The organism is Kitasatospora sp. NPDC101801, from assembly GCF_044766665.1.
In the GTDB taxonomy this organism is placed as follows: Bacteria; Actinomycetota; Actinomycetes; order Streptomycetales; family Streptomycetaceae; genus Kitasatospora.
This window is the reverse complement of sequence record NZ_JBIWML010000034.1, coordinates 42630-64940: the sequence shown is the minus strand read 5'-3', so window position 1 is coordinate 64940 and position 22311 is coordinate 42630. Positions and strand designations below refer to the sequence as shown.

At 73.1% G+C, this 22311-nt stretch carries 15 protein-coding genes, 1 tRNA gene and 1 riboswitch; of the genes, 3 read left to right on the top strand and 13 right to left on the bottom strand.

The annotated features are described in order from the left end of the window. Positions 1–160: 160 nt before the first annotated feature. Entirely contained in the window at positions 161–601 is a 441-nt protein-coding gene (locus tag ACIRPK_RS28445) for an SsgA family sporulation/cell division regulator (protein ID WP_403043375.1), read from the top strand. 7 nt (positions 602–608) lie between these two features. On the opposite strand, the gene ACIRPK_RS28440 is transcribed toward ACIRPK_RS28445, so the two are convergent. The 4 genes from ACIRPK_RS28440 to ACIRPK_RS28425 form a co-directional block, all read right to left on the bottom strand. Continuing rightward, complete coding sequence (locus ACIRPK_RS28440) at positions 609–3134, bottom strand: bifunctional lysylphosphatidylglycerol flippase/synthetase MprF (protein ID WP_403043372.1); 2526 nt, start codon at positions 3132–3134, stop codon at positions 609–611. Then, the gene (locus ACIRPK_RS28435) at positions 3131–4456 is read right to left on the bottom strand and encodes an alpha/beta hydrolase (protein ID WP_403043370.1); all 1326 of its coding nucleotides are present in this window, start codon (positions 4454–4456) and stop codon (positions 3131–3133) included. Before ACIRPK_RS28435 ends, ACIRPK_RS28440 begins: the two co-directional genes overlap by 4 nt. Next, positions 4456–5085 carry a class F sortase gene (locus tag ACIRPK_RS28430; protein WP_403043369.1) on the bottom strand — a complete coding sequence of 210 codons (630 nt, stop codon included), beginning with the start codon at positions 5083–5085 and terminating at the stop codon, positions 4456–4458. The genes ACIRPK_RS28435 and ACIRPK_RS28430 overlap by 1 nt, the downstream gene beginning before the upstream one ends. A 114-nt stretch (positions 5086–5199) precedes the next feature. Beyond that, complete coding sequence (locus tag ACIRPK_RS28425; protein WP_403043367.1) at positions 5200–7764, bottom strand: phosphatidylglycerol lysyltransferase domain-containing protein; 2565 nt, start codon at positions 7762–7764, stop codon at positions 5200–5202. A 266-nt stretch (positions 7765–8030) separates the two neighbouring features. Here ACIRPK_RS28425 and ACIRPK_RS28420 point away from each other — a divergent pair, with 266 nt between their 5' ends. After that, positions 8031–9308 carry a hypothetical protein gene (locus ACIRPK_RS28420; RefSeq protein WP_403043438.1) on the top strand — a complete coding sequence of 426 codons (1278 nt, stop codon included), beginning with the start codon at positions 8031–8033 and terminating at the stop codon, positions 9306–9308. An 87-nt stretch (positions 9309–9395) separates the two neighbouring features. Here ACIRPK_RS28420 and ACIRPK_RS28415 read toward each other — a convergent pair whose 3' ends face one another. Continuing rightward, a complete protein-coding gene (locus ACIRPK_RS28415; RefSeq protein WP_403043362.1) occupies positions 9396–10829 on the bottom strand; it encodes an MFS transporter in 1434 nt (477 codons plus the stop codon). A gap of 91 nt (positions 10830–10920) precedes the next feature. Next, the gene (locus tag ACIRPK_RS28410; RefSeq protein ID WP_403043360.1) at positions 10921–11235 is read right to left on the bottom strand and encodes a DMT family transporter; all 315 of its coding nucleotides are present in this window, start codon (positions 11233–11235) and stop codon (positions 10921–10923) included. A gap of 35 nt (positions 11236–11270) precedes the next feature. Beyond that, positions 11271–11331, bottom strand: a riboswitch (guanidine-III (ykkC-III) riboswitch). Positions 11332–11580: 249 nt separating this feature from the next. Between ACIRPK_RS28410 and ACIRPK_RS28405 the strand changes: the two genes are divergently transcribed. Further along, positions 11581–11652: transfer RNA gene (locus ACIRPK_RS28405), tRNA-Cys, on the top strand. Positions 11653–11831: 179 nt separating this feature from the next. Here ACIRPK_RS28405 and ACIRPK_RS28400 read toward each other — a convergent pair. From ACIRPK_RS28400 to ACIRPK_RS28370, 7 genes are all read right to left on the bottom strand, one after another. Then, positions 11832–13325, bottom strand: a complete 1494-nt coding sequence (locus ACIRPK_RS28400; protein WP_403043358.1) for a WXG100 family type VII secretion target — start codon at positions 13323–13325, stop codon at positions 11832–11834. A gap of 1 nt (position 13326) precedes the next feature. Further along, positions 13327–13656 (bottom strand): hypothetical protein, encoded by a 330-nt coding sequence (locus ACIRPK_RS28395; RefSeq protein ID WP_403043356.1) that lies wholly within the window; start codon positions 13654–13656, stop codon positions 13327–13329. Positions 13657–13804: 148 nt separating this feature from the next. Further along, positions 13805–15181 carry a S8 family serine peptidase gene (locus tag ACIRPK_RS28390; RefSeq protein ID WP_403043354.1) on the bottom strand — a complete coding sequence of 459 codons (1377 nt, stop codon included), beginning with the start codon at positions 15179–15181 and terminating at the stop codon, positions 13805–13807. Between the two features lie 1054 nt (positions 15182–16235). Beyond that, positions 16236–18566: a xanthine dehydrogenase family protein molybdopterin-binding subunit gene (locus ACIRPK_RS28385; RefSeq protein WP_403043351.1), complete on the bottom strand. Its 2331-nt coding sequence runs from the start codon at positions 18564–18566 to the stop codon at positions 16236–16238. Then, positions 18563–19570 carry a (2Fe-2S)-binding protein gene (locus ACIRPK_RS28380; RefSeq protein ID WP_403043350.1) on the bottom strand — a complete coding sequence of 336 codons (1008 nt, stop codon included), beginning with the start codon at positions 19568–19570 and terminating at the stop codon, positions 18563–18565. The genes ACIRPK_RS28385 and ACIRPK_RS28380 overlap by 4 nt, the downstream gene beginning before the upstream one ends. Next, positions 19567–20433 carry an FAD binding domain-containing protein gene (locus ACIRPK_RS28375; protein ID WP_403043435.1) on the bottom strand — a complete coding sequence of 289 codons (867 nt, stop codon included), beginning with the start codon at positions 20431–20433 and terminating at the stop codon, positions 19567–19569. The genes ACIRPK_RS28380 and ACIRPK_RS28375 overlap by 4 nt, the downstream gene beginning before the upstream one ends. A gap of 252 nt (positions 20434–20685) precedes the next feature. Next, the gene (locus tag ACIRPK_RS28370; RefSeq protein WP_403043347.1) at positions 20686–22302 is read right to left on the bottom strand and encodes a beta-N-acetylhexosaminidase; all 1617 of its coding nucleotides are present in this window, start codon (positions 22300–22302) and stop codon (positions 20686–20688) included. Positions 22303–22311 lie beyond the last annotated feature (9 nt).

Sequence of the window (22311 nt, the reverse complement as noted above, 5' to 3'; positions counted from 1 at the left end):
CGAATCCTGCCGACCGACCGGTTTTGCCGGAAAGGTCGTGGGCAATGTGAGATGGATCACGTCTTTTGTCGCCAAAAGTCACGTAAGCCCCAGGGGTCTCCCCGCTCTCACTGGTGTGGGCCCGGACGATCCGGGCGCACGACCGATTCCGGAGGAACCGATGTCCGCCACCGTCGTCGAGCAGGTCGTCCAGGCCCGGCTCATCGTCAGCACCCACCGCTCCGCCCTGCTCCGCGTCACGCTGCGGTACCGGGCCGACGACCCGCTGGCGGTGCGGATGGGCTTCCCCGCCGAGTACTCACTGGACGCCGAGCCCGCCCCGCCGGCCGGTCCGCCGCAGCCGGAGGTCGAGTGGGTGTTCGCCCGCCAGCTGCTGGCGGCCGGTCTCGACCTGCCGAGCGGCGACGGCGACGTGCACGTCAGGCCCGCGCTCGGCCACCGCACCCTGGTCGAGCTGCGGGCTCCCGAGGGCGTCGCGCTGCTCCAGTTCGACGCACCCGAGCTGCGCCGCTTCCTCTGGCGCAGCCACCTCGTGGTGGCCGAGGGCCAGGAGGCCGGCTTCCTGGATCCGGACCGGGCACTGGCCGAGCTGCTCGGCTGAACCGCCGTCAGCCGGACAGCTTGCGCATCAGCCGTACGCCCTGGGCGGGCGTCAGGTGCGGCAGGTACGCCTTGCCGATCGCCCGGCTGATACTGCCCAGCGCGGCCGGGTCGGGGTAGCACATGTACATCGGCCGGTACTCGGGCTGGAACTTGGCCTTGAAGGCGAGCAGCGAGCGGAAGCCGTAGACCGGCTCCATGCTCCGGCCCAGCCAGTCCATGGTGCGGTCCAGCGTGCTGAGCTCGGCGCCGCGCTCGGCCCGGGCCAGCGGGGCGCCGGAGAGGCTGAGGAACTCGGCGCCCTCCTCCTTGAAGCCGAGCGCGGCGGAGGCGATCAGGAACTCCATCACGCCCCGGAAGCCCTCCGAGCGGCGCCGCATGAAGTCCAGCGTCCAGCCCACCGGGGCGCCGTCCCGGTAGACCGGCATCCAGCTGGTCAGCCCGTGCACGGTGCGGTCGGCGTCCACCGCGACCAGCACCCGGACCGCCGGGTCGGCCAGCTCCTCCAGGCCCCCGAGGGTGAAGCCCATCTCGGGCAGGCCCTTGTCCGAGACCCACTCCTCGGAGATCGAGCGGATCTGGTCCCGGATCGCGATCGGCGCGTCCTGCCAGGTCCACCACTCGGCCGTGATGCCCTGCTTGCCCGCCTTGTTCAGCGAGGTCCTGATGTCCTGCCACTTCTTGCCGGTGAAGGCCAGGTCGGGCAGCGGCACCACGGTGTCCTCGGCGACCTGCAGCGAGCGCCAGCCGAGCCGATCGGCGGCCTGCCGGGTCTCGGTGGTGACCGAGTAGAAGCAGGGCGTCCAGCCCCGCTCGTCGCAGTACCGGGCGAACCCGGCCACCGCCCCCAGCCGGGCGGCCGGTTCACCGAACGGGTCGCCGGTGGTCAGCGCCACGGTGGCGATCACCCGGTACGGGACGGCCGCCTCGCCGCGCGCGTCGAACCAGTAGTGGTTGCCGTCCCAGGTGGAGATGAAGGAGAGCGTCGAGCCGCCGTACCGGGTCAGCAGCTCCCGGGCCCGGGCCGCGGCCTCGGCGTCCACGTGCACCACCGGGCGGCGGAACGCGAGGAACAGCGCGACCAGCGCGACCACCCAGAACAGCACCCCGCACCAGATCTCCAGCGTCTGCGCGGTGCCGCCGGCCGCGATCGGGTAGTCCGGCACCAGGTCGTTGTAGGCGGGCGGCAGCAGCTCCGAGGGCAGCCCGGCGAACAGCCCGCCCAGCGTGGCGTCCGGCTCGTACTGGTCCCGGACCAGCCAGCCGATCCCGACGTACGCCCCGCAGCTGAGCAGCAGTGCGGAGCCGATCACCAGGCCGAGCCGGCGCAGGTCCCGCCCCGGCAGCCGCTGGTCGAAGCGCTGACGGGTGATCAGCAGCAGCACCAGCACGGCCAGCGGCAGCAGCATCGCCTCGCCCATCAGCTGGAACAGGTAACCCGCACCGCCGCTGTCGGCGAAGTCGTCGTAGTTGTCCACCAGCAGCCAGGTCAGCACGCCGGTCCAGAGCAGCTCGGTGCAGACGGTGATCCACCAGGCCACCCGCAGCCCCCGGCGCAGCCCCTCCGCCAGCACCACCAGCAGGGCGGGCACCAGGGCCGCCATCAGCCGCCCCGGCGAGTCGAAGAACCGCTGGGTGGAGTGCGCCCGGGCGCAGGCCTCGGCCGACTCCTCGCAGGCCGTGGCGACCTCCTCGGCCGAGGGCACGTGCGAGAAGTACAGCTCGCTCATGGTGTTGAACGGCCCGATCGCGTCCCGGTACACCGAGGCGATCAGCGGGCCGAGCGCGGTGGCCAGCAGGCAGAGCGCGACCAGCACCCGGGCCTCGGTGTGCGAGATCCCGCGCGGCAGGGCCGGCCTGCGGTGGTGCAGCAGCGCTCCCAGCAGCAGGCCGACCAGCATGCCCGCGAACCGCTGGACGCTCTCCAGGTGGCCGATGTAGAGCATCGCCACCAGCGGCACCAGCACGGCCAGCAGCCGCACCCGGCGCCGCCAGAGCGCGGTCAGCCGGTAGCTGAGCACCGCCGCCAGGCCGAGCAGGCCGACCCCGGGGCCGGTGGCGATCTGGTCCTGGATCGAGTTCAGCCAGTCCAGGTCGGCGGCCACCCCGAGCCGGGCCAGGCCGGTGCCGAGCAGCGCGCCGAGCGCCTGGCAGACGATCAGCACCCCGGCGGTCAGCAGGGAGCCGAGCCGCTGCTCGGCCACCGGTCCGAGCACCAGCAGCAGCAGGCTGGTGGACACGTACGCGCCGATGCCGGGGCACCAGAGCAGCGAGCCGGCCAGGGTCCACCAGTGACCGTCCGTCAGGGTCGGGATGCCGACCCCGACCTGTTCCAGCAGCGACTGCCGGGGGCCGTCACCGAGGCTGCCGGTGGCCGCCCCGACCGCCCAGAGCGCGACGAACAGGGTCAGCGTGAGCGGCGCGGTACGCAGCCGGCCGGCCAGCAGGCCGAGCAGCCGCAGCCAGCGGTGCCAGCCGCGCTCCGGCCGGGGGGCGGTGGGGGCGGCCTCGGCCACCGGGAGGGTCTCGCTCATCGGATCACTCCCGCCTGCTGCGCCAGCCATGGGAGGTTGACGCCCAGTCCGGCCCGGAAGGTGCTCCAGGCGTGGCCGCCGGGAACGGTCTGGAAATGGGCCTGCATCCCGGCCGCCAGCGCGGCCTGGTAGACCTTCCGCTGTTGCGGCCCGTACTCGCCGTCGCCGTCCCCGACCACGAAGGCGGCAGCGGTGTCCGGGAACTTCTTCCGGGCCATCACCTGGAGCGGGTCCACCGCGTCGAAGGCGGCCTCGTCTCCACCGAACGCCTTCTGCACGGTGTCCTGGCGGCTGCCCAGGGTGGGCTCCTCCTGACCGGAGATGTCCAGGAAGGTGCCGAACACCTCCGGGGCGTTCACGGCCAGCTGGAGCGAGCAGGTACCACCCTGCGACAGCCCGCCGATCATGGTGGACTTCCGGCCGGTGGCGGTCTGCAGATGGGTGTGCGCCCAGTCCGGCACGTCCTGGGCCAGATAGGTCTGGGCCTGGGCGATCCGCGAGTTCATGCAGAGCGAGTTGCCCCACTCCGAGCTGCCGTTCTGGGCGATCATCAGCACGATCGGCGCCAGGCCCCCGTGCGCGGCGGCGAAGGCGTCCATCTGCTCCGGCAGCTGCCCGGTGCCGACCCAGTCCGCCGAGGTGCCCGGCTGGCCGGTCAGCATCACCAGCACCGGCAGCAGCGGGCGGGGGTTCGCCTGGTAGGCGGGCGGCAGGTAGACGTACGCGTCCGAGGTGCTGAAGCCGGATCGGACGCCGGGGATCGGGGTGGTGGACACGGTGCCCTTGGCCGGCAGCCCGGCGGGGGCCTGCCAGACCTCGGCGAGCGTCTTGCCCTCCGGCACGTGCACCGCCGGGACCTGACCGGTGGTCAGCGCGTCGGTCTTGCCGATCCACGGCGCCAGCAGCACCCGCAGGGTGGGGTACTGGTCGAACTGCCGGTTGATCTGTGAGGAGGCCATCAGCACCACCAGCGCGGCGGCCAGCACCGCGACCGCCCGTCCGCGCCAGCGCAGCGGCGGCAGCCGGAACGCGGCCAGGCAGAGCCCGAGCACCGCCACCCCGATCCAGAACAGGGACGCCCTGGGCAGCCCCTCGGGGAACGGCACCCACCAGTCGTCCACCACGAACCGCAGCAGCACGGTGAGCGCAGCCGCCAGCACCACGGCGCACGGCAGCCGCCGGCTCCACCAGTGCCTGCTCCTGGAGTACGCCAGGCCGAGCAGCGCCGCCCAGCCGACCGCCAGCACCAGGTAGGGGATCACCCCGGTGGTCAGCGGCCAGTCCAGCGGGTTCCAACCGGCCAGCTCGGTGTGACGGCTCATCAGACGGTGCTCCGTACCAGGTGGGCGAAGACCACCACGTTGGCGTCCCAGCCGTGTGCCGCCGAGAAGCCGCCGCCGCAGGTGATCAGCCGCAGCTGGGAGTCGACGCCCTGGCCGTACACCCGGGTGTCGGGGAAGTCGTTCTTGGCGAAGCTCTCCACCCCGTCCACGGTGAAGTACCCGGTGCCCCGGTCGGCGCCGTCCACCTCCACCTGGTCGCCCTTGCGCAGGGTGCCCAGGCCGTAGAAGACGGCGGGTCCGGCCGCGACGTCGACGTGTCCGGCCATGATCGCGGTGCCGCGCTGGCCCGGGGCGACCCCGTCCCGGTACCAGCCCGCGAGGTTGCGGTCCTGCTCGGCCGGGGTCTCCAGCCGGCCGCCGCCGTCCAGGCCGAGCGCGGCCACCGGGGCGTCCAGCCGGAGCGCCGGGATCCTGATCCGGGTCGGCACCGCGTACGGCCTCGGCGGCACCAGCAGGGCGGCCGAGGTGGCGTTGTCCATCGCCTGACTGCCGTCCGGGCCGAGCGGTCCGGTGTGCCCGCCGCCGGCCAGCAGCCAGGCCCCGACCAGCAGGGCTCCCCCTGCCGCGAGCGAGCCCGGCCACGGGCTCCTGGAGACCTGCCCGGTCACTCCCGACTCCCCTCGTCCGTCCGTCCGTGATCCTTGTCAGTCAACCGTGGCCGCTACCGCCCCGCGCGGCGGGCGAACCCGACCACCGGGCGCCGTCGGGGACATGACCCCAGGTCAGCGCCCTGACGACGGCTCAGCTCCGGCCGTCGCCCCGGCCTGCCCCGAACGAGTGACCGCACCGCCCGGCAGCCGACGCCTGGACAGCAGCCCCTGGGTGCTCACCCCGGCCAGCACGATCGCGGGCAGCTCGGCGGACTTCTCGTACAGCAGGAAGCGCGGCACCCAGTGCGGGCCGTACCTGGTGTTCGCCCGGTACCGCTCCTCCAGCCGCCACCAGCGGGCCAGCGAGCCCAGCACGGCCCGGGCCAGCCGGAGCACCGGGCCGGCCCCGATCCGGGCGCCGCGCTCGAAGACCTGCCGGAACATCGCGAAGTTCAGCGAGACCCGGACCACCCCGAACTCCCGGGCCCGCAGCAGCAGTTCGGTGAGCAGGAAGTCGATCAGGCCGTCGTCCGACTCGCGGTCCCGGCGGAGCAGGTCGAGGGTCAGCCCGTCGGTGCCCCAGGGGACCAGGTTGACCAGTGCGCAGACCCGGTCGTTCTCGTCCCGGCACTCGGCCAGCAGGCAGTCACCGTCCGCCGGGTCACCGAGCCGTCCCAGGGTCATCGTCAGGCCGCGCTCGCCCCGGCCGTGCCGCCAGGCATCGGCCAGCCGGACCAGCTCGGCCGACTCGGCCGCCGGGACGTCCCGGTGCCGGCGCAGCAGCACCCGGTACCCGGCCGCGGTGACCCGCTCCCGGGTGCGCCGGAGCTCCTCGGGCGGCACGAAGCCCGCCACCTCCACCACCGCCTCGTCGCCGAACTCCAGCGCCCGCAGGCCGGACCGCCGGTACGCCAGCCCGGCCTGCTCCCCCGCCCCCAGCACCGCCGGGATCCAGGCGTACTGCCTGGCCTGCTGCCGCCAGACCTCGATCGCCTGCGGCCAGGCCTCCGGATCGCCGATCGGGTCGCCGGTGGCGAAGGTGACGCCGTTGACCACCCGGTGCAGCACCGCCGCCTTGCCGGACGGCGACCAGCAGACCGCCCGGTCCCGACGGAGCGCCAGATAGCCGAGCGAGTCCCGCCCGCCATGCCGGACCAGCAGGGCGCGCAGCCGCTCCTCGTCCTCCGGCTCCAGCCGGACCAGCCCGCGCGGCGAGCGGAACAGCAGCCGGACGGCGACCAGCAGCAGCCCCGCGCCCAGCACGTTCAGCAGCAGGTCGAACCAGCCGGGCACCGCCAGGTCGGCGTACTCGCCGATCCCGGAGAGGGTGACCAGCCGGAGCGCCACGTAGGTCGCGCTCTCGCCCCAGCTCGGCGAGCTGCCCTGGTCGGCCACCCGGAGCAGCACCGCGCCCACGCCGGTGAGCAGCGCGCCGCCACCGACCAGGAAGGCCAGCGCGAGCGGCAGGTTGCCCGGCTCGCCCTTGGCCCGGAAGGCCGGGCGACCGAGCAGCAGGGCGAGCAGCACGGCCAGGGTCAGGCCGGCCGAGACCCAGTTGAAGGGGTGCGCGCGGTCCTCCGGCAGCGCCACCAGGGCCAGCGTGAACAGCCCCGCGTACAGCGCCACCACGACGGTGGCCACCACCCAGGCGGCCCGCTTGCGGCGGCGCAGCATCACCGCGAGCAGCGCGGCGAACAGCGCCGCCGTGAAACCGGCGGTCATCAGCACCGGCGTGAAGAACTCGCCGCTGTTCACCCGGTGCACCCGGTCCCGGAACGGCGCGATCAGCCCGGCCAGCAGGTTGAGCGCCGCCGCGACCCGCAGGTACCACTCGGCACTCGTGGCGCACCGGACGCGCCAGCGCGGCACCGCCACCGGCGGCGGCTCGACCGGCCGCGCCGACACCGCCGGGGCCGGCCCGGCCGGCGGCGGGGCGACGGCCGGTACCGGCTGCGGGCTCGGGTCGGGGGCGCCGGCCAGCACGTCGTACACCGAGGTCTTGGCCACCACCAGCCGCCGGTGGATCCGCTCCTCCCGGCGTTCGGCCCGGGCCAGCCGCCGGGGGCGGGCGTGGTAGCGCCAGCGGGCCCAGGGGCTGCGCGGCCGGGCCAGCCGGAGCATCCCGACCAGCGCCAGCGGCGGCAGCATCACGCCCAGCAGGCCGGTCCAGATCTTGCCCTTGGCCAGGGTGACCAGCACCGGGATCAGCAGCAGCCCGGCGCCCAGCAGCTGACTGCCGGTCACCCCGCCGACGAAGCCGCCCAGCGGCACCTCGCCGATCAGCAGCAGGCCGATCAGCGCCACGGTGAGGATCACCGCGTCCACCGAGGTCCGGCCCTGCTCGCTCCAGTAGACGTCCTCCAGGTGCAGCACCAGCGCGAACTCGTCCAGCACCAGCCCGCAGCCGATCCCGAAACCGGTCGCCAGCACCTCGCGCAGCGCCCCGCCGTCGCCCCGGACGGCGAACGCGCCGACCCCGCAGATCACCATCAGCCCCTGGCCGAACACCACGTGGTGGATGTGCAGCCCGCCAGGCGTGACGTTGCCGGGCCACCAGGACGTGCCGCGCCGGATCATCCGGACGCTGAACCGGATGAACAGGAAGGAGCCGATCAGTCCGAGCAGCAGCAGGAAGAGCGGCTGCCGACCGGTGTCGACGATCCGCTCGTGATAGGCGTCGAGCACCGACTGCCACATGGACGGCCAAGCCTCCGTGAGTCCGGGGCTCCCATCCGACGCCGGGTCAGGGCCGGTCGCCAGCCGGGTACTCCGAACGGGCGAGCCGCGCCGTCACGCCGCCAGGATCACCCGCGCCACCGCCCCGCCTTACCCGTCGGACGGCGCGCACCGTGGCAGGCTGTGGCCCATTAGCCGCATCCGTGCACTTATCGGACTAATCACCGGCCGACTCCCGACAGCCTCGGCTCAGTCACACGCACGGCCCTCCAGGAACGGACGTGACCATGGACGCACTCTCCCGCCGCACACTGCTGGCCGCCGGAGCCGCCACCGCCGCCACCCTCGCGGCCGGCTGCGGCAGCTCGACCGGCAGTGACGGCGAGCAGGCCGCCCCGGCCGCCGCCGGAAGCAGCCCGGGAGCCCACCCCAGCGTCCCGGCCAAGCCCCCGGCCACCCTGATCGGCGACGGCTCCACCTCGGACACCGGCCCGCAGCCCCACCAGCCCGTCCCCGAGAAGCTCAAGGCCGGCGAGCGGCCGCCGCAGTTCGTGGTCTTCTCCTGGGACGGCGCGGGCGAGCTGGACAACCGCCTGTTCACCCGGTTCCGGCAGCTGGCCAAGGACAACAACGCCTCGATGACCTTCTTCCTCTCCGGCATCTACACCCTGCCGGAGGCCAAGAAGGACCTCTACCACCCGCCGCAGCACCGGGTCGGCGCCAGCGACATCGGGTACCTGACGGACCAGCACATCCACGACACCATCGAGCAGATCGGCGCCTCCTGGCTGGAGGGGCACGAGATCGGCACCCACTTCAACGGCCACTTCTGCGGCGCCAACGGCGGCGGCCGGTGGTCGCCCGAGGAGTGGGACAGCGAGATCGAGCAGGCGATGTCCTTCGTGATGAACTGGAAGACCAACACCGGCTTCACCGACCTGCCCGCGCTGCCCTTCGACTACCGCAAGGAGCTGATCGGCGGCCGCACCCCGTGCCTGGAGGGCCAGCGCGGCCTGCTGCCGACCGCGGCCAAGCGGAACTGGAAGTACGACAGCAGCGGCCCCGGCGGCACCCAGGTCTGGCCGCAGAAGTTCCAGGGCGGGGCGCTCTGGGACATGCCGTTGCAGTCCGTCCCGTTCCCCGGGCACAGCTTCCAGGTGCTCTCGATGGACTACAACATCATGTACAACCAGTCCGGCAACAACACCAAGGGCAGCGCGGGTTCGTACGACGCCTGGCGCACCCAGGCGGCCGGCTCGTACCTGGCCGGCTTCGAGCGGGCGTACAACTCCAACCGGGCGCCGCTCTACATCGGCAACCACTTCGAGCAGTGGAACGGCGGCATCTACATGGACGCCGTCGAGCAGACCATCAAGACCATCGCGGGCAAGCCCGAGGTCCGGCTGGTGTCGTTCCGTCAGCTGGTCGACTGGCTGGAGGTGCAGGACCCGGCCGTGCTCCGCAAGCTGCAGACGCTCAACCCGGGGCAGGCGCCGACCGGGGGCTGGGAGACCTTCCTCGGCACCCCGGCGGCGCCGGCGGCCGCGAGCCCGGCGGCGGGCTGACCGACCTGCGGCGGCCCGGCCGGTGGTGGACCGGCCGGTGGTGGACCGGCCGGTGGTGAACCGGCCGGACCACCTCCGTACGGGCCGTCAGGTCCGTACCCGGCCGGTGAGGGCGGCGCCGATCAGGGCCACCGCGGCCATCACCGCGAAGATCAGCGCGAACGGGGCGACCGGCGCCCCCGCCCCGTGGGCCGCCACCTCCGTCACGGCCATCGAGCCACCGCCGAGGGCGGCGAACAGCACGCCGGCCAGACCGGCCATCGCGACGTTCCCGAGCGCGTCGCTGAGCTGGAGCGCGGCCGAGTTGACCCCCGCCTCCTCCGGCGTCGAGAGCTGCATCATCAGCACGCTCACGCTGGCCACCGCCAGCCCCATCCCGATCCCGCCGACCGCCCAGGCCGCCGCCGTCACCCAGACCGGCACCGCCGGGATCAGCACCAGCGACGCCCCCGCGATCGACACCGCCGTCAGCACGAAGCCCAGCCGGATCAGCGCCTCCCGGTGCCGGTCAGCCGCCGGCCGTCCCTGCAGCCAGGAGCCCAGCGCCCAGGACAGTCCGCCGCTGGTCAGCGTCAGCCCCGCCATGGTCAACGACAGGTGGCGCTGCGTCACCATCATCAGCGGGATGAACAGTTCGGCGGTGAAGAACGCCCCCGCCGCCACCCCGCGCAGCACGATCACCGTCGGCAGCCCCCTGGCCGCCCGCAGCGCACCGGGCGGCAGCAGCCGCAGCACGGCCGGCACCAGCAGCGCCGCCCCCGCCACCGCCGGGAGCAGGCCGAGCAGGTCGCGCCGCTGCCCCGCGTACTGCAGCAGGGCCGCACCGACCGCGGCCATCGCCGCCAGCCCCGTCCGCCGGAGGTCGAACTCCACGCCCTGCGCCGGCGGTTGGGCCCGCTCGGCACGCCGCAGGGCCGGGCCCATCACCGCCAGCGGGAGCAGGATCAGCACCGGCACCGCCAGGAAGACCCAGCGCCAGCCGAAGTGCTCGGTCACCGCGCCGGAGATCAGCGGGCCGAGGATCGAGGGCAGCACCCAGGCGGCCGAGAACGCCGCGAACACGGCCGGCCGCAGCCGCTCCGGGAAGGCCCGGCCGACCACCACGTACAGCGCCACGATCACCAGTCCGCCACCGAGGCCCTGCACCGCCCGGCCCGCCAGGAACATCCACATGTTCGTCGCCGCCCCGGCCACCACCAGACCCACTCCGAACACCGCGATCCCGGTGAACAGCGGCCCCATCGGCCCGCGCCGGTCCGACCACTGCCCGGAGACCACCAGCGCGAACAGCGTGGTGGTGAAGTACCCCGAGTACGCGAAGGCGTACAGCCCGACGCCGTCCAACTGCCTGGCCGCCTCCGGCATCGCGGTGTTCACCGCGGTCGCCTCGAACGCGAGCAGCAGGACGACCGAGACTATGCCGAGGGTGAGCGCGCGGTACGGACCGCTGAGCACGCCCCCGGTCTCCGCCGCCGGGAGCGGGCGGGCGGTGTCGACCGAGGTGGTGGAGGTGGTGGTCATGACCGCCATCGTAAGTCCCGTGGCCGCCTTTTACTCCTGACCTGCGGTCCCGGCCCGCTCGGCCGCTGGTCCTAGGACCGGCCACCGTGCGTCAGTGCAGCACCTTCAGCCCGACCACGCCGCCGAGGATCAGCACCAGGCAGGTGATCCGGGCCGCCGTCACCGCGTCCCCCATCACCGCCATGCCGTACAGGGCCGTGCCGATCGCACCGATCCCGACCCAGATCGCGTACCCCGTGCCGAGCGGGATCGACTTCATCGCGTACGCCAGCCCGCCCATGCTGAGCACCAGCGCGACCCCGAACACCACGCTCGGCACCAGCCGCGAGAACCCCTTCGACGCCTCCAGGGCGACCGCCCACACCGTCTCCAGCACACCGGCGATGATCAGAACGAACCAGGCCATGACGAGCACTCCCTCGCAGTAGGTGTCACTTCACCACTGCGCCGTCTTGTCAGACCGGGTACGACGCGCCTCGTCCGGGGCGATCACTCGCCTGCCGTCGAGGCTAGCACGCCCGACACACGGAATTCATATTCGGATATTGACGCGGGCCCGCGCATTCGGGCACTATGAATTCACGAACAGCGCGCCCGGTCGATCCGGGTCACGACGACAGGAGCAGGCCATGAGCAGGAAGACGGTGGCGATCACGATGCCCCGCACCTGTGCCGCTCCCTGTTGTCGGTCCTGTCGCTGACGTTCTCCCCCTTGCTGGCCGTGGGCTCCCGCCCGCCGTCATGCAGTCACGGCCGTGTGCCCGAGTGGCTTAGGGAACCGCCTGCAAAGCGGTTTACACGGGTTCGATTCCCGTCATGGCCTCTTTACCCAGTGCGTCGAATTCCCCTGCGCGGGGGGAATTCGACGCACTGTTTTTTGCGTCGTAATTCCCTTCTCCACCGGCTTCCGCCGGGAACGGGAACGGGAACGGCCCGGCCACGGGGTCTCCCCCATGGCCGGGCCGCCGCTCCGTCACACGGTCACCAGGACCGGGCCACCCGCTACTCGATCACCGGCGGGTTGGCCTTGCCGCCGGAACGCCAGGTGTCCTCGTCCTCGACCAGGTAGTCGGGGCGGTTACCGTTCTTGTCCTTCTTCTTGCCGGCGCCGTGGCCCCCGGGCATACCGCCCGCACCCGGCGCACCGCCCCGGGCCTGGCCGCCCTGGCCGAGACCGGAACCGCCCTGGGTGAAGGCCCGGCCGCTCGCGCCGCCCGCCTTCGCACCACCGACCGCACCGCCCTCGCGCCGGACCAGGCTCGGCTTGCCGGCCCCGGCCTTGCCGCCGGCCGCACCGCCACTGGGCATGCCACCCATACCGGGCGCACCACCCCGGCCCTGACCCGCAGCCCCACCGGCCGTACCGGCCGCACCACCGCGCGCACCGCCGGCCGCGCCGGCACCCGCGCCACCGGCCCGGCCGCCCGCACCGCCACCGGCCAGCCCGCCACCGGTCTTACCGCCACCGGCACCACCGATGCCACCACCACGGCCGCCACCGATACCGCCACCGCCGCCACCCGGCAGCCCACCGATGCCACCACCGGGGAAGCCCCCGATGCCGCCACCACCGTGACCACCGCCCCCGGTCCCCCCGGTACCCGGCAGGTCGATCCCGGGCCGCGGCAACGTCGTCCCGGGCGTCGGCAGGGTCACCCCACCGTCGATCCCGGTCCCGGGCACCCAGCCCGGCGGCTTGCCGTCACCCGTCCCGACCGGCGGCGTGGGAACCACCGGCTGGTGCGGCACGTACGGCTGGTCATTGCGCGGAGGGATCCCGGGGCCCGGGGGAGGCGTCGGCAGCTGGTACTCCTTGCCCTGCGGACCGCCGGGGTTCTCCGGCGGGACGACCTTCGGATGCGGCCGCGGCGACACCGGCGGATACGGCTTGGTCGGGGCCGGCGGGTACGGCTTGCTGCCGTCGTCGGTCACGTCCGCCGCCGGCGGATCGAGGTATCCGGCGGCCTCCGTGTAGTGCGGCGCCAGGTGCTCCATGACGATGATCGCCCGCTGGTGCGCGATCTCCATCGCCGAGAGCTCGTCGTAGTTCTTGTTGACGGCCGCAGTCCGGTCCATCTTCGAGGCCAGGTCGGCCCGGAACTGAGCATCCGACCGCTCACCGAGGTCACCGATCAGCTTGAGAGCGCTGTCGGTACGACTCGGGATGTCGATGTCGTCCATCGCAGATTTGCTCTGCTCGAGCGCCAGGCCGGCGTACCGGATAGCTCCCGACGTCTGGACGGCGTGCGCCGCCGTGTTCGTCAGGTTGGTGTGGAGCACCCCAGCGCGGGTGGCGAAGCCCTGCGAGGCCGTGCCCGTCCAGCTCTGGGTGGCGTGCTCGACCGCCGCCTTCAACTCGTCCGCCGCGGCACGGAGCTCGACGTCCACATTCTGCCAGTGGTCGGCGACCTCCTTCAGACGGTCGGGGTTCGAGCTCTTCAACATGTTCTTGAGCGGCACCAGGCCGTGCGGCTCAAAGTCTGTCTTGTCTGTCATGTCAGACCGCCTTCGGCTGCTGGCTGTTGAGGGCGGATGTGTGATCCGCCTCGATGCCGGTGTAGCTGTCGGTGACCATCTTGGTCTTGTCGCCGAACTCGTTGATCAGCTCGTTCAGCTTGGCAATGGTCTGGGACAGGAAGTTCTGCATGCTGCCGTGAGCCGCGTAGAGCGAGTGCGCCTCAAGGAAGTTGCCACCGAAGTCGTTCGGACCGACGACGGTGTTGTACTTGCTCTTGTCCGCGGTCTGACCGATGTTCTGCTGGAGCGTCCGCAGTCGCTTGACGACTGCCTCCAACTCGTCGGTGTTGACCTCGTATCCGTCCGACATTCGGCTCCTCCCCCTGGAGTTTCGCTGCTTCCCCGTCGGGCACTGGCTTCGGCGGGCTGTGAACTAGCGCTAGCCGGCCAGCTGCTCATGGCGGGCTAGGGCGTTCGATCGTATCGCTTACTGGCGGAGCTCTGACACACCCTCAGCGTTACTGGTTACCACCGGAACCGTACGGATTCTGTTGCGGCGGCTGCGGCGGCTGCTGACCTCCGTATGACTGGTGCCCGTAAGGCGGGGGCTGGTGTCCGTAGGGCTGGTTCGGGTACGGCGACTGGGCCTGCGGATACCCGTACGGGGCCGGAGCAGCCGACGCCGCAGCAGCGGCCCGGCGGCGCTTGGACCCCTTCACCAGGACCACGATCAACACAACGAACAGGCCAGCGAGCACCAACAGGACGACGGCGGCCACGGCAAGGCCCTTCCCGACGATGGAGAAATCCTCCGACTTCACACCGTCGCCCGCCCCGGTCCCGGCAACGCTACTGTCAGGAGCCGTACCGCCGGACGTTGTGGCGGCAGGAGCGCTGGCGGAGCCGCCCGGAGCTGCGATCTTCCCCAAGGGGCCCTGCTCCGGTCCTGCCGGGATGTCCTGGGTGAGGGCTTCGTAGGGACGGATGAGCCCGTAGCCGTACCGTTCGTCCGGCAGCTTCGCCCCGCCCAGTGCGGCCGGAGCCTTTGCCGACTTCACCAGGCGGTTCGCGATCTGCCCGGCCGTCAGATTCGGGAACTTCGCGCGCAGCAGGGCAGCCGTACCGGACACGTACGCCGTCGCCGGCGAAGTCCCGTTGACGGAGCAGTACTTGCTCCCCGAGCAGTCACCCGCCACGACGATCTCGCTACCAGGCGCGGTGAGCATCACCTCAGGCCCGTAGTTGGACTTGGCCCAGATCTTGCCGGTCTTGTCGAACGCCCCGACGGCCAGCACGCCCGGCACGTTCGCCGGATTGCCGATTGGTGTACTCCCGTCGTTGCCCACGCCCGCGATGATCAGCACGTCCTTCGCCGCAGCGTAGGCGATCGCATCGTTCATTCGAGGGCTGGCCGCGCCGGGGCTAGTCTGCGAGAGATTGATAACCCTCGCACCATTGTCGGCGGCCCACCGGATGCCCTCAGGGATACCGTCGGAATTGGCTGCAGTGTTCTTGAAGATGGGCAGGATCTTTGCGCCGGGCGCCATTCCGACCACACCCGCGTTGCCCCCATGGCCCTTCGCCGCGATGATGGCCGCCATCGAAGTGCCGTGGTCCACCGTGGGCTTCTTCTCACGACCCTGGCCACCCGGGTCATACCCGGGCAGCACTTGCCCGGCCAGGTCGGGGTGAGTGGTGTCCACTCCCTGGTCGATGACCGCGACGATGACCCCGTCACCCCTGCTCACCGACCAGACCTTGTCGAGGTCGAACTGCTGGTTCGGCCACTGCCCGTCCCGCACCTCGTCCGCCGAGGCGAGCGGCGCCGAGCTCAGCAGCAACCCGGCGGCCAGCGTGGTGGCGCCGAGCGCGCGCATGGTCCTGGTCAGCGTCATCCCTACCCCGTTACCCCGTCAGTTGGAGACTGCGGTGCACGCCTTGGAGGCATGCACCGCTCGATCGTATCGCCCGACTACCTGACATGGGCAGAACCCCACGCCTCTGCACGCCTTCGCCACAGCTGACGTCCTCGACCGGTGAACACCGAGCACATCTGCAGCGGCTGCGTCCGCTTCTGCACCGCCAGCGCAAGGGTGCCGACGAGCCGTCGGGTACGCCTGTCGTGAGACCTCATTCCGAGTTCTGTGCCGAACGGACGTCGAAGGCCGGCGGCGCGGCGCCGGAGCACAACCGCCGCCCGAGCCCTGGCCGAGTGTGTCGGTGACCAGGAACACACCCGTGCCCACCAGTGCCAGGCCGGCCACCAGTGCGAGGACGGGCAGCAGCCCCAGCCGGGCCTGACCCAGCAGGCGCAGGGCCAGGGGCAGCAGGACGGCCGGCACGCCGAACCCGAGTGCACCCCAAGCCCCCACCCGCATAACGGTGTTGGCCGGCAGGTCCAGGCAGCTCGCCAGCGCCGCGCGGCGCCGCTCGTCGTACGCCGTGCTGAACCACCACACCGAGAGCCCTCCCAGCACGACCGCCCGGGTCGGACTCGTACGTCTTGCCCATCAGGGTGCGCAGCTCCGGCTCGGCGAGCGCGTCCGCCTCGCGGGCCTGGCGGAGCGCCTCCCGGATGAGGTCGGAGACGTCTCCGGGCGTCGGCCTCGGCGTCCGCCGCGTCGTACTCGTCGGCCGAGCTGTGCAGCTGCTCGGAGAGCCGCTGCAGCCGGTCGGCCAGCCACCATGTGCCGCTCCCAGTCCCCCGGCGTACTCCCGCAGGGTCGCGGGGGAGGACCAGCCCGCGTCCAGTGCGCCCCCGGTCTCGCTGGAGTCCAGCGCGCCGGAGAGCCGGCTCCTGGTCTGCCCGTTCAGCTCCCCCATGCTGTCGCCCGCCCTGCGCACCCCGCTGGTGGTGACGTTCACGTCCTGCATCCGGACCCCCGCCCGTGCCCCGCCGAAAGATCAGCTGTACCGGGGAACACCCCAACCGCGCGGTCCGACGGCCCCTCAGCCGACCGTCGCGTCCTCGGGCAGGATCGGCAGCCGCCCGACCGGCAGGCCGGTGGCGGCGCGGACGGCGGCGGCCACGGCGGCCGGGGCGACCACGGCGGGGACGGCGCTGACCGCCTTGGCGCCGAAGGTGGCGACCACGTCGCGGTCCTCGATCAGGGCGGCGATCCGGACCTCGGGGGTGTCCAGGGCGGTGGGCAGGCGGTAGCCGGTGAGCGAGGGGTTGACCAGGCGGCCGCCCTCGGTGCGGAGGTCCTCCAGCAGGGCGATGCCGACGCCCTGGGCGACCGCGGCCTCGATCCGGTCCTCGATCTGACGGGGGTTCAGGGCACGGCCGACGTCCTGGGCGACCGTCATCTCGACCACCCGGACGGCGCCGAGCTCGATGTCGACGTCCACCACGGCCCGCATCGCGCAGAACGCGATCGAGACGAAGGCGTCGCCCTGGCCGGCCTCGTCGAGCGGCTCGGTGGGGTGCGGCCGGCACTGGGCGGTGGCCCAGAGCTCCTTGCCCTCCAGCGCCTCGGTGACCGGCATGCCGAGCACGCCGTCGTACGAGGTGATCTTGCCGTCGGCGATCGAGAGCAGCTCGACGGACATCCCGAAGTTGGCCGCGATCGGCTGCAGCAGCTGGTGCCGGACCATCAGCGCGGCCCGCTCCACCGCCCCGCCGGAGACCCAGGTGTGCCGGCCCCGGGCGGAGGGACCGGCCGAGGACTGGTCGCTGTCGGCGGGGGCGATGTAGACCTCGGAGACTCCGAGCACGGACTGCACGATCTGCCGGGCCAGGGTTGCGAAACCCTGCCCCGAGTCGACCGCCGGACAGATCACGGTGGCGTGGTCGCCGCTGACCCGGACGGTGGCGGTGGACACCTCGTCCTCGCCCTCCGCGCCGAGCATGTGCACCATGCCGACCGCGTAGCCGATCCCCCGGCGGACGGCGGCCGGGTCGCCGGCGCCGCCCGGGCCACCGGGCAGCAGCCACTCGCTGTCCGGGTCGTCCAGCGGGAGCGGCGGCAGCGGTGCGGTGGCCACCGCGTCGAGCAGCGCGGCCACCGGGGCGGGGCAGGTGACGGCCTGTCCGGTCGGCATCGGGTCGCCGGTGGCGAGCGCGTTGCGGCGCCGGATCTCCAGCGGGTCGATGCCCAACTGTGCGGCCAGCTGGTCGAGTTGGGATTCGTAGGCGAAGCAGGTCTGCAGTGCGCCCTCGCCCCGCATCCGCCCGGCGGGCGGGTTGTTGGTGCGCACCGCCCAGGCGTCCACGAAGACGTTCGGGCAGACATAGGGGCCGACCGAGAAGGCCGCGGCGGCGGCCAGCGCCTCGGCGGAGACCTCCGCGTAGGCCCCGCCGTCCAGCAGGATCTGCGCCTCCACCTTCACCAACTTGCCCTCGGCGTCGGCGTGGTGGCGGTAGCGCAGCAGGGCGGGGTGCCGGGAGGGGTGGCTCTGGAAGGACTCCTCCCGGGTGAGGGTCATCTTCACCGGGCGGCCGGTGCGCAGCGCGAGCAGCGCCAGGGTGACCTGGAACGAGCGGTCCTCGCGGTCGGCGGTCGCGCCGGGCACACCGGTGACCACCAGCCGGACCCGGTCCGGGTCCAGGCCGAGACCGGCCGCGGTGCGGTCCCGGTCGCCGTGCGGGTCGGTGGAGGAGAGGTGCAGCTCGACGCCGCCGTCGGGGCGCGGGACGGCCAGGCCGGCCTCGGCGCCGATCGGGGCCGGGTCCTGCCGGCCGACCTGGTACAGGCCCTCGACGATCACCTCGCCGACCGCCTCCGGGTCACCGCTGCGCAGCGGCAGGTGCCGGAACAGGTTGCCGTCGGGGTGCAACGGTGGTGCGTTGAAGGACTGTTCGGGGTCGGTGACGGCCTCCAGCGGCTCGTACTCGACCACGATCGAGGCGGCTGCCAGCCGGGCGGTGTCCGGGTGGTCGGCGGCCACCGCGGCGACCGGTTCGCCGTGGTGCCGGACCACGCCGGAGGCCAGCACCGGACGGTCCGCGCTCCCCCGGCCGTCCGGGGCGGCCTCGGGGGCGCCCTCCGGGACCGGCGGCAGGTCAGCGGCGGTGATCACGGCGTGCACACCCGGCAAGGCCAGCGCGGCGGCGGTGTCGATCGAGACGATCCGGGCGGACGGGTGCGGCGAGCGCAGCACCGCGCCCCAGAGCAGCCCCTCGGCCCACAGGTCGGCGGCGTACGGGTAGATGCCGAGCGCCTTGGGCAGCGCGTCGGTCCGCGGGGCGGAGCTGCCCAGGCCGAACGGCTCTGCGCCGTCCGGCAGTTCGTCGGCCGACGGGGCGAGCGGGCCGGTGAGGTCGGTGGGCGAGCTCATGCGCGATCGTCCTCGGGGAGCCGGATGCCGTGGGGCGGGGTGTTGCCGTCGTACACCGTGCCGTCGTAGGCCGGAGCGTCGTAGACCGGCGGCGCGTCGTAGTCCGGCCCGTCGAAGGACGTGCCGTGCGCGGGGGTCGGGTAGTACGGGGTGCCGTGCGCGGGCGTGCCCACCGGGCCGTCGGCGGCGGTGCCGTGGGCCGGGGTGGCCTCGTGCCGGCCGGTCTCGTACGGGGCCTCGAAGCCCGGGTCGTACGGCGCAGGGTCGTAGTACGGGGTGCTGTAGTCCGGCTCGTAGACGCCGGTCTGGTGGGTGGTGGCGGCGTACTCGCGGGCGGCCGGCTGCGGCTCGGCCTCGACCCAGACCTCGGAGTCGGCGTACAGCGGGTGCTCCCCGGCCAGCGGCAGGTCGGCGGCGGACTGGGCGGGCAGCACCGGGACGGGCTGCGCGACCGGTACGGCGGCCTCGGCCGACGGGTCGGCGGCGACGGGCTCCTCGACCACCCCGCGCGCCTCGGCGACGGTCTGCACGGCGGCCAGCACGCCCTGGTAGCCGGTGCAGCGGCAGAGGTTGCCGCAGAGCGCCTGCCTGGTCTCCACCTCGCTGGGCCGGTGGTTGCGCTGGAGCAGGTCGTGGACGGCCATCGCCATCCCGGGGGTGCAGTAACCGCACTGCACGGCACCGGAGTCGGCGAGCGCCTGCTGCACGTCGCTGGCGGCGCCACCGGCGGACAGCCCCTCGACGGTGGCGATCTCGCTGTCCGAGGCGAGCGCCGCGGGCACCAGGCAGCCGGCCACCAACTGGCCGTCCACCTGCACCGAGCAGGCCCCGCACTCGCCCTGCTCGCAGCCGTCCTTGGCACCGGCCAGACCGAGCCGCTCGCGCAGCACGTAGAGCAGGCTCTCGCCGATCCACGCGTCACTGACCGGCCGTTCGAAGCCGTTGACCCGCAGGGTGTACGAGGCGGTCGGACGCACGTCGGCGCCCATGAGGTCGTCCGTCACTTCAGCGCCCTTCCCAGTGCCCGGCGGGCCAGCACGGCTACCGTACGCCGGAGCCTCAACGCGGCCGCGTGCGCCCCCCCGGGGCCGCTCTCGGTCATGCCGTCGGGCACGCAGGCGGCGGCCACGTACTCGCCGAACGCGGCGGCCGCAGCCGGGTCGATGGCACTGGCGGCCTGGTCGCCGCGGGCGTCCCAGTCGATGCAGCCGGCCACCCAGGACTCGGCCTCCAGCGGGCGCAGCGGTACGGGGGCGACGGCGCCGACGGCGCACCGGACGGCCCGCCGGGCCGGGTCCAGCACCAGGGCGACCGAGGCGGTGGCCCGGGACGGGCCGCTGCGGCCGGTGGCCTTCAGGAAGACCTGGGGGGCGTGCAGCAGCGGGACCCGCACCCAGGTCAGCAGCTCGCCGGGGCGGACCGGGTCCAGGCCGGTGAGCAGGTGACTGACCGGCACCTCGCGGGTGCTGCCGGCCCTGGCCAGCGTGACGGTGGCCTCCAGGGCGGCCAGCACCGGCAGGGTGTCCCCGGCGGGTGCGGCGGTGGCGATGTTGCCGCCGAGCGTGCCGACGTTGCGGATCTGCGGCGGTCCTGCGGTCCGGGCGGCGTCGGCCAGCGCGGGGATCAGCGCGGCGAAGTCCGGGCGGTCCATCCGGGCGTGGGTGAGTCCGGCGCCCAGGACGGCGGTGCCGCCGTCCTCGTAGCGCCAGCCCCGCAGTTCGGTGATCCGGCCGAGGCCGATCAGCGCGGCCGGGCGGAGCCGGCCCGCGTTGACCGCCTCCATCAGGTCGGTGGCACCGGCCACCGGCACCGCGCCGGGAGTGGCGGCGAGCGCCTCGACAGCCTCGTCGAGCGAGGCCGGCAGCATGATCGTCCGGTTCACCAGGAATCCACCGTGCTCCACTTGCTCATCAACTGCCCGCCGTCTCCCGGCGGTGCGGCCTGGCCCGTAGGGTACGGGCGATCGGGGCGGGTTGGGCAACTCTGGCACACAAAGCTTGGTGATCATTTCCCGGGGGACGGACAGGCGGGGAGAATCCCGGACGAATCCAGGCAGCGAACGATCCGATCCGGTCGGACCGGATCGGATCTTCACCTGTTGTTGACGTACGGACCGGGTTCAGAGGTTCCCGGGGCCCTCCTTCGGGCGGCCGAGCACTCCGGGGCGGCGCTGCCAGGGCAGCGGTCCGTCGGCGGGCCGGTACTCGACCCCGAGCGCGTCCAGCCGGGCGTAGTGGGTGGTCATCCGGCGCTCGAAGTCCGCCCAGTCCCGGGCCGCCGGGTCGCGCGGCAGGTCGGACCAGGCCACCTCGGCGAACGCGGCCAGCCGGGGGAAGGTCCGGAAGTCGACGTCCCGGGCGTCGTCGGCGAACTCGGTCCACAGGTTGGCCTGGGTGCCGATCACCCGGGCGGCCGCGGCGCCGTCGTCGTCCAGCGTGCTGAGCTCCGGCGGGACCGGCTCGAACCGGTAGACGTCCTCCAGGCTGCGGACGAAGCCGACCGGGATCGGCTCGTCCTCGCCGGGCCCCTGCCGGTGGTCCAGGTAGACGTGCTGCTCGGGGCACATCACCACGTCGTGGCCCGCCTTGGCGGCCGCCACCCCGCCCTCGTAGCCGCGCCAGGAGGAGACCGCCGCGCCGGGCGCGAGCCCGCCCTCCAGGATCTCGTCCCAGCCGATCAGCCGGCGGCCCCGGTCGGCCAGCCAGCGGTCGAAGTGCCGGATGAACCAGCTCTGCAGCTCGTCCTCGTCGGCCAGCCCGAGCTCCTTGATCCGGGCCTGCGCGGCCGGACTGGCCCGCCACTGGTCCTTGGGGCACTCGTCGCCGCCCAGGTGGACGAACTGCGACGGGAAGATCGCCAGCACCTCCTCCAGCACGCCCTCGTAGAACCGCAGGGTCTGCTCGGAGGCGTTCAGGATGTTCGCGCTGACCCCCCAGTCGGTCCACACCGAGAGTTCCGCGGTGTCCACCACGTCGGTGTTGCCGAGCTCGGGGTAGGCCGAGATGGCGGCCTGCGAGTGGCCCGGCAGGTCGATCTCCGGCACCACGGTGATGTGCCGGGCGTCCGCGTACGCGACGATCTCGCGCAGGTCGTCCTGGGTGTAGAAACCGCCGTGCGGCTCCTCGACGTGCCGCTGGGCGTCCCGGAAGCCGACCATCGAGCGGTCCCGCCAGGAGGCCACCTCGGTGAGCCGGGGGTAGCGCTCGATCTCGATCCGCCAGCCCTGGTCGTCCGTCAGGTGCAGGTGCAGCACGTTGAGCTTGTGCGCGGCGATCAGGTCCAGGAAGCGCAGCACGTCCGCCTTGGGCAGGAAGTGCCGGGAGACGTCCAGCAGCGCCCCGCGCCAGCCGAACCGGGGCGCGTCCGCGATCTCGACGTACGGCAGCGCCCAGCCGGTGCGGCGCACCGGGGCACGGCGGTAGGCGTCCGGGCCGAGCAGCTGACGGAGCGTCTGGGCGGCACGGAAGGCGCCGGCCGGGGCCCCCGCGGCCAGCCGGGCGCCGTCGGCGCCGACCGAGAGCCGGTACTCCTCCGGGGCCAGCGACCCGTCGAGCCGCAGCTCGATCCCGCCCGGGCCGGGTCGCAGCGGCAGACCGGTGGCGGCACCGAGCGCGGCGCGGAGCCAGAACTCGACTCCCTCCAGCCCGGGTTCGGCGGTCAGCGGGGTACTGGCGTCCAGCGCGAACTCGCCGGTCTCGGGACGGGTGACACTCAGCGGGGCCGGGATGAGATCCATGAACTCATC

What these genes read in the sequence shown, in the direction of transcription:
- ACIRPK_RS28445 (WP_403043375.1), top strand. Translation starts at nt 161, where the DNA reads ATGTCCGCCACCGTCGTCGAGCAGGTCGTCCAGGCCCGGCTCATCGTC.
- ACIRPK_RS28440 (WP_403043372.1), bottom strand. Translation starts at nt 3,134, where the DNA reads ATGAGCGAGACCCTCCCGGTGGCCGAGGCCGCCCCCACCGCCCCCCGG.
- ACIRPK_RS28435 (WP_403043370.1), bottom strand. Translation starts at nt 4,456, where the DNA reads ATGAGCCGTCACACCGAGCTGGCCGGTTGGAACCCGCTGGACTGGCCG.
- ACIRPK_RS28425 (WP_403043367.1), bottom strand. Translation starts at nt 7,764, where the DNA reads ATGTGGCAGTCGGTGCTCGACGCCTATCACGAGCGGATCGTCGACACC.
- ACIRPK_RS28420 (WP_403043438.1), top strand. Translation starts at nt 8,031, where the DNA reads ATGGACGCACTCTCCCGCCGCACACTGCTGGCCGCCGGAGCCGCCACC.
- ACIRPK_RS28415 (WP_403043362.1), bottom strand. Translation starts at nt 10,829, where the DNA reads ATGACCACCACCTCCACCACCTCGGTCGACACCGCCCGCCCGCTCCCG.
- ACIRPK_RS28410 (WP_403043360.1), bottom strand. Translation starts at nt 11,235, where the DNA reads ATGGCCTGGTTCGTTCTGATCATCGCCGGTGTGCTGGAGACGGTGTGG.
- ACIRPK_RS28400 (WP_403043358.1), bottom strand. Translation starts at nt 13,325, where the DNA reads ATGACAGACAAGACAGACTTTGAGCCGCACGGCCTGGTGCCGCTCAAG.
- ACIRPK_RS28395 (WP_403043356.1), bottom strand. Translation starts at nt 13,656, where the DNA reads ATGTCGGACGGATACGAGGTCAACACCGACGAGTTGGAGGCAGTCGTC.
- ACIRPK_RS28390 (WP_403043354.1), bottom strand. Translation starts at nt 15,181, where the DNA reads ATGACGCTGACCAGGACCATGCGCGCGCTCGGCGCCACCACGCTGGCC.
- ACIRPK_RS28385 (WP_403043351.1), bottom strand. Translation starts at nt 18,566, where the DNA reads ATGAGCTCGCCCACCGACCTCACCGGCCCGCTCGCCCCGTCGGCCGAC.
- ACIRPK_RS28375 (WP_403043435.1), bottom strand. Translation starts at nt 20,433, where the DNA reads ATGCTGCCGGCCTCGCTCGACGAGGCTGTCGAGGCGCTCGCCGCCACT.
- ACIRPK_RS28370 (WP_403043347.1), bottom strand. Translation starts at nt 22,302, where the DNA reads ATGGATCTCATCCCGGCCCCGCTGAGTGTCACCCGTCCCGAGACCGGC.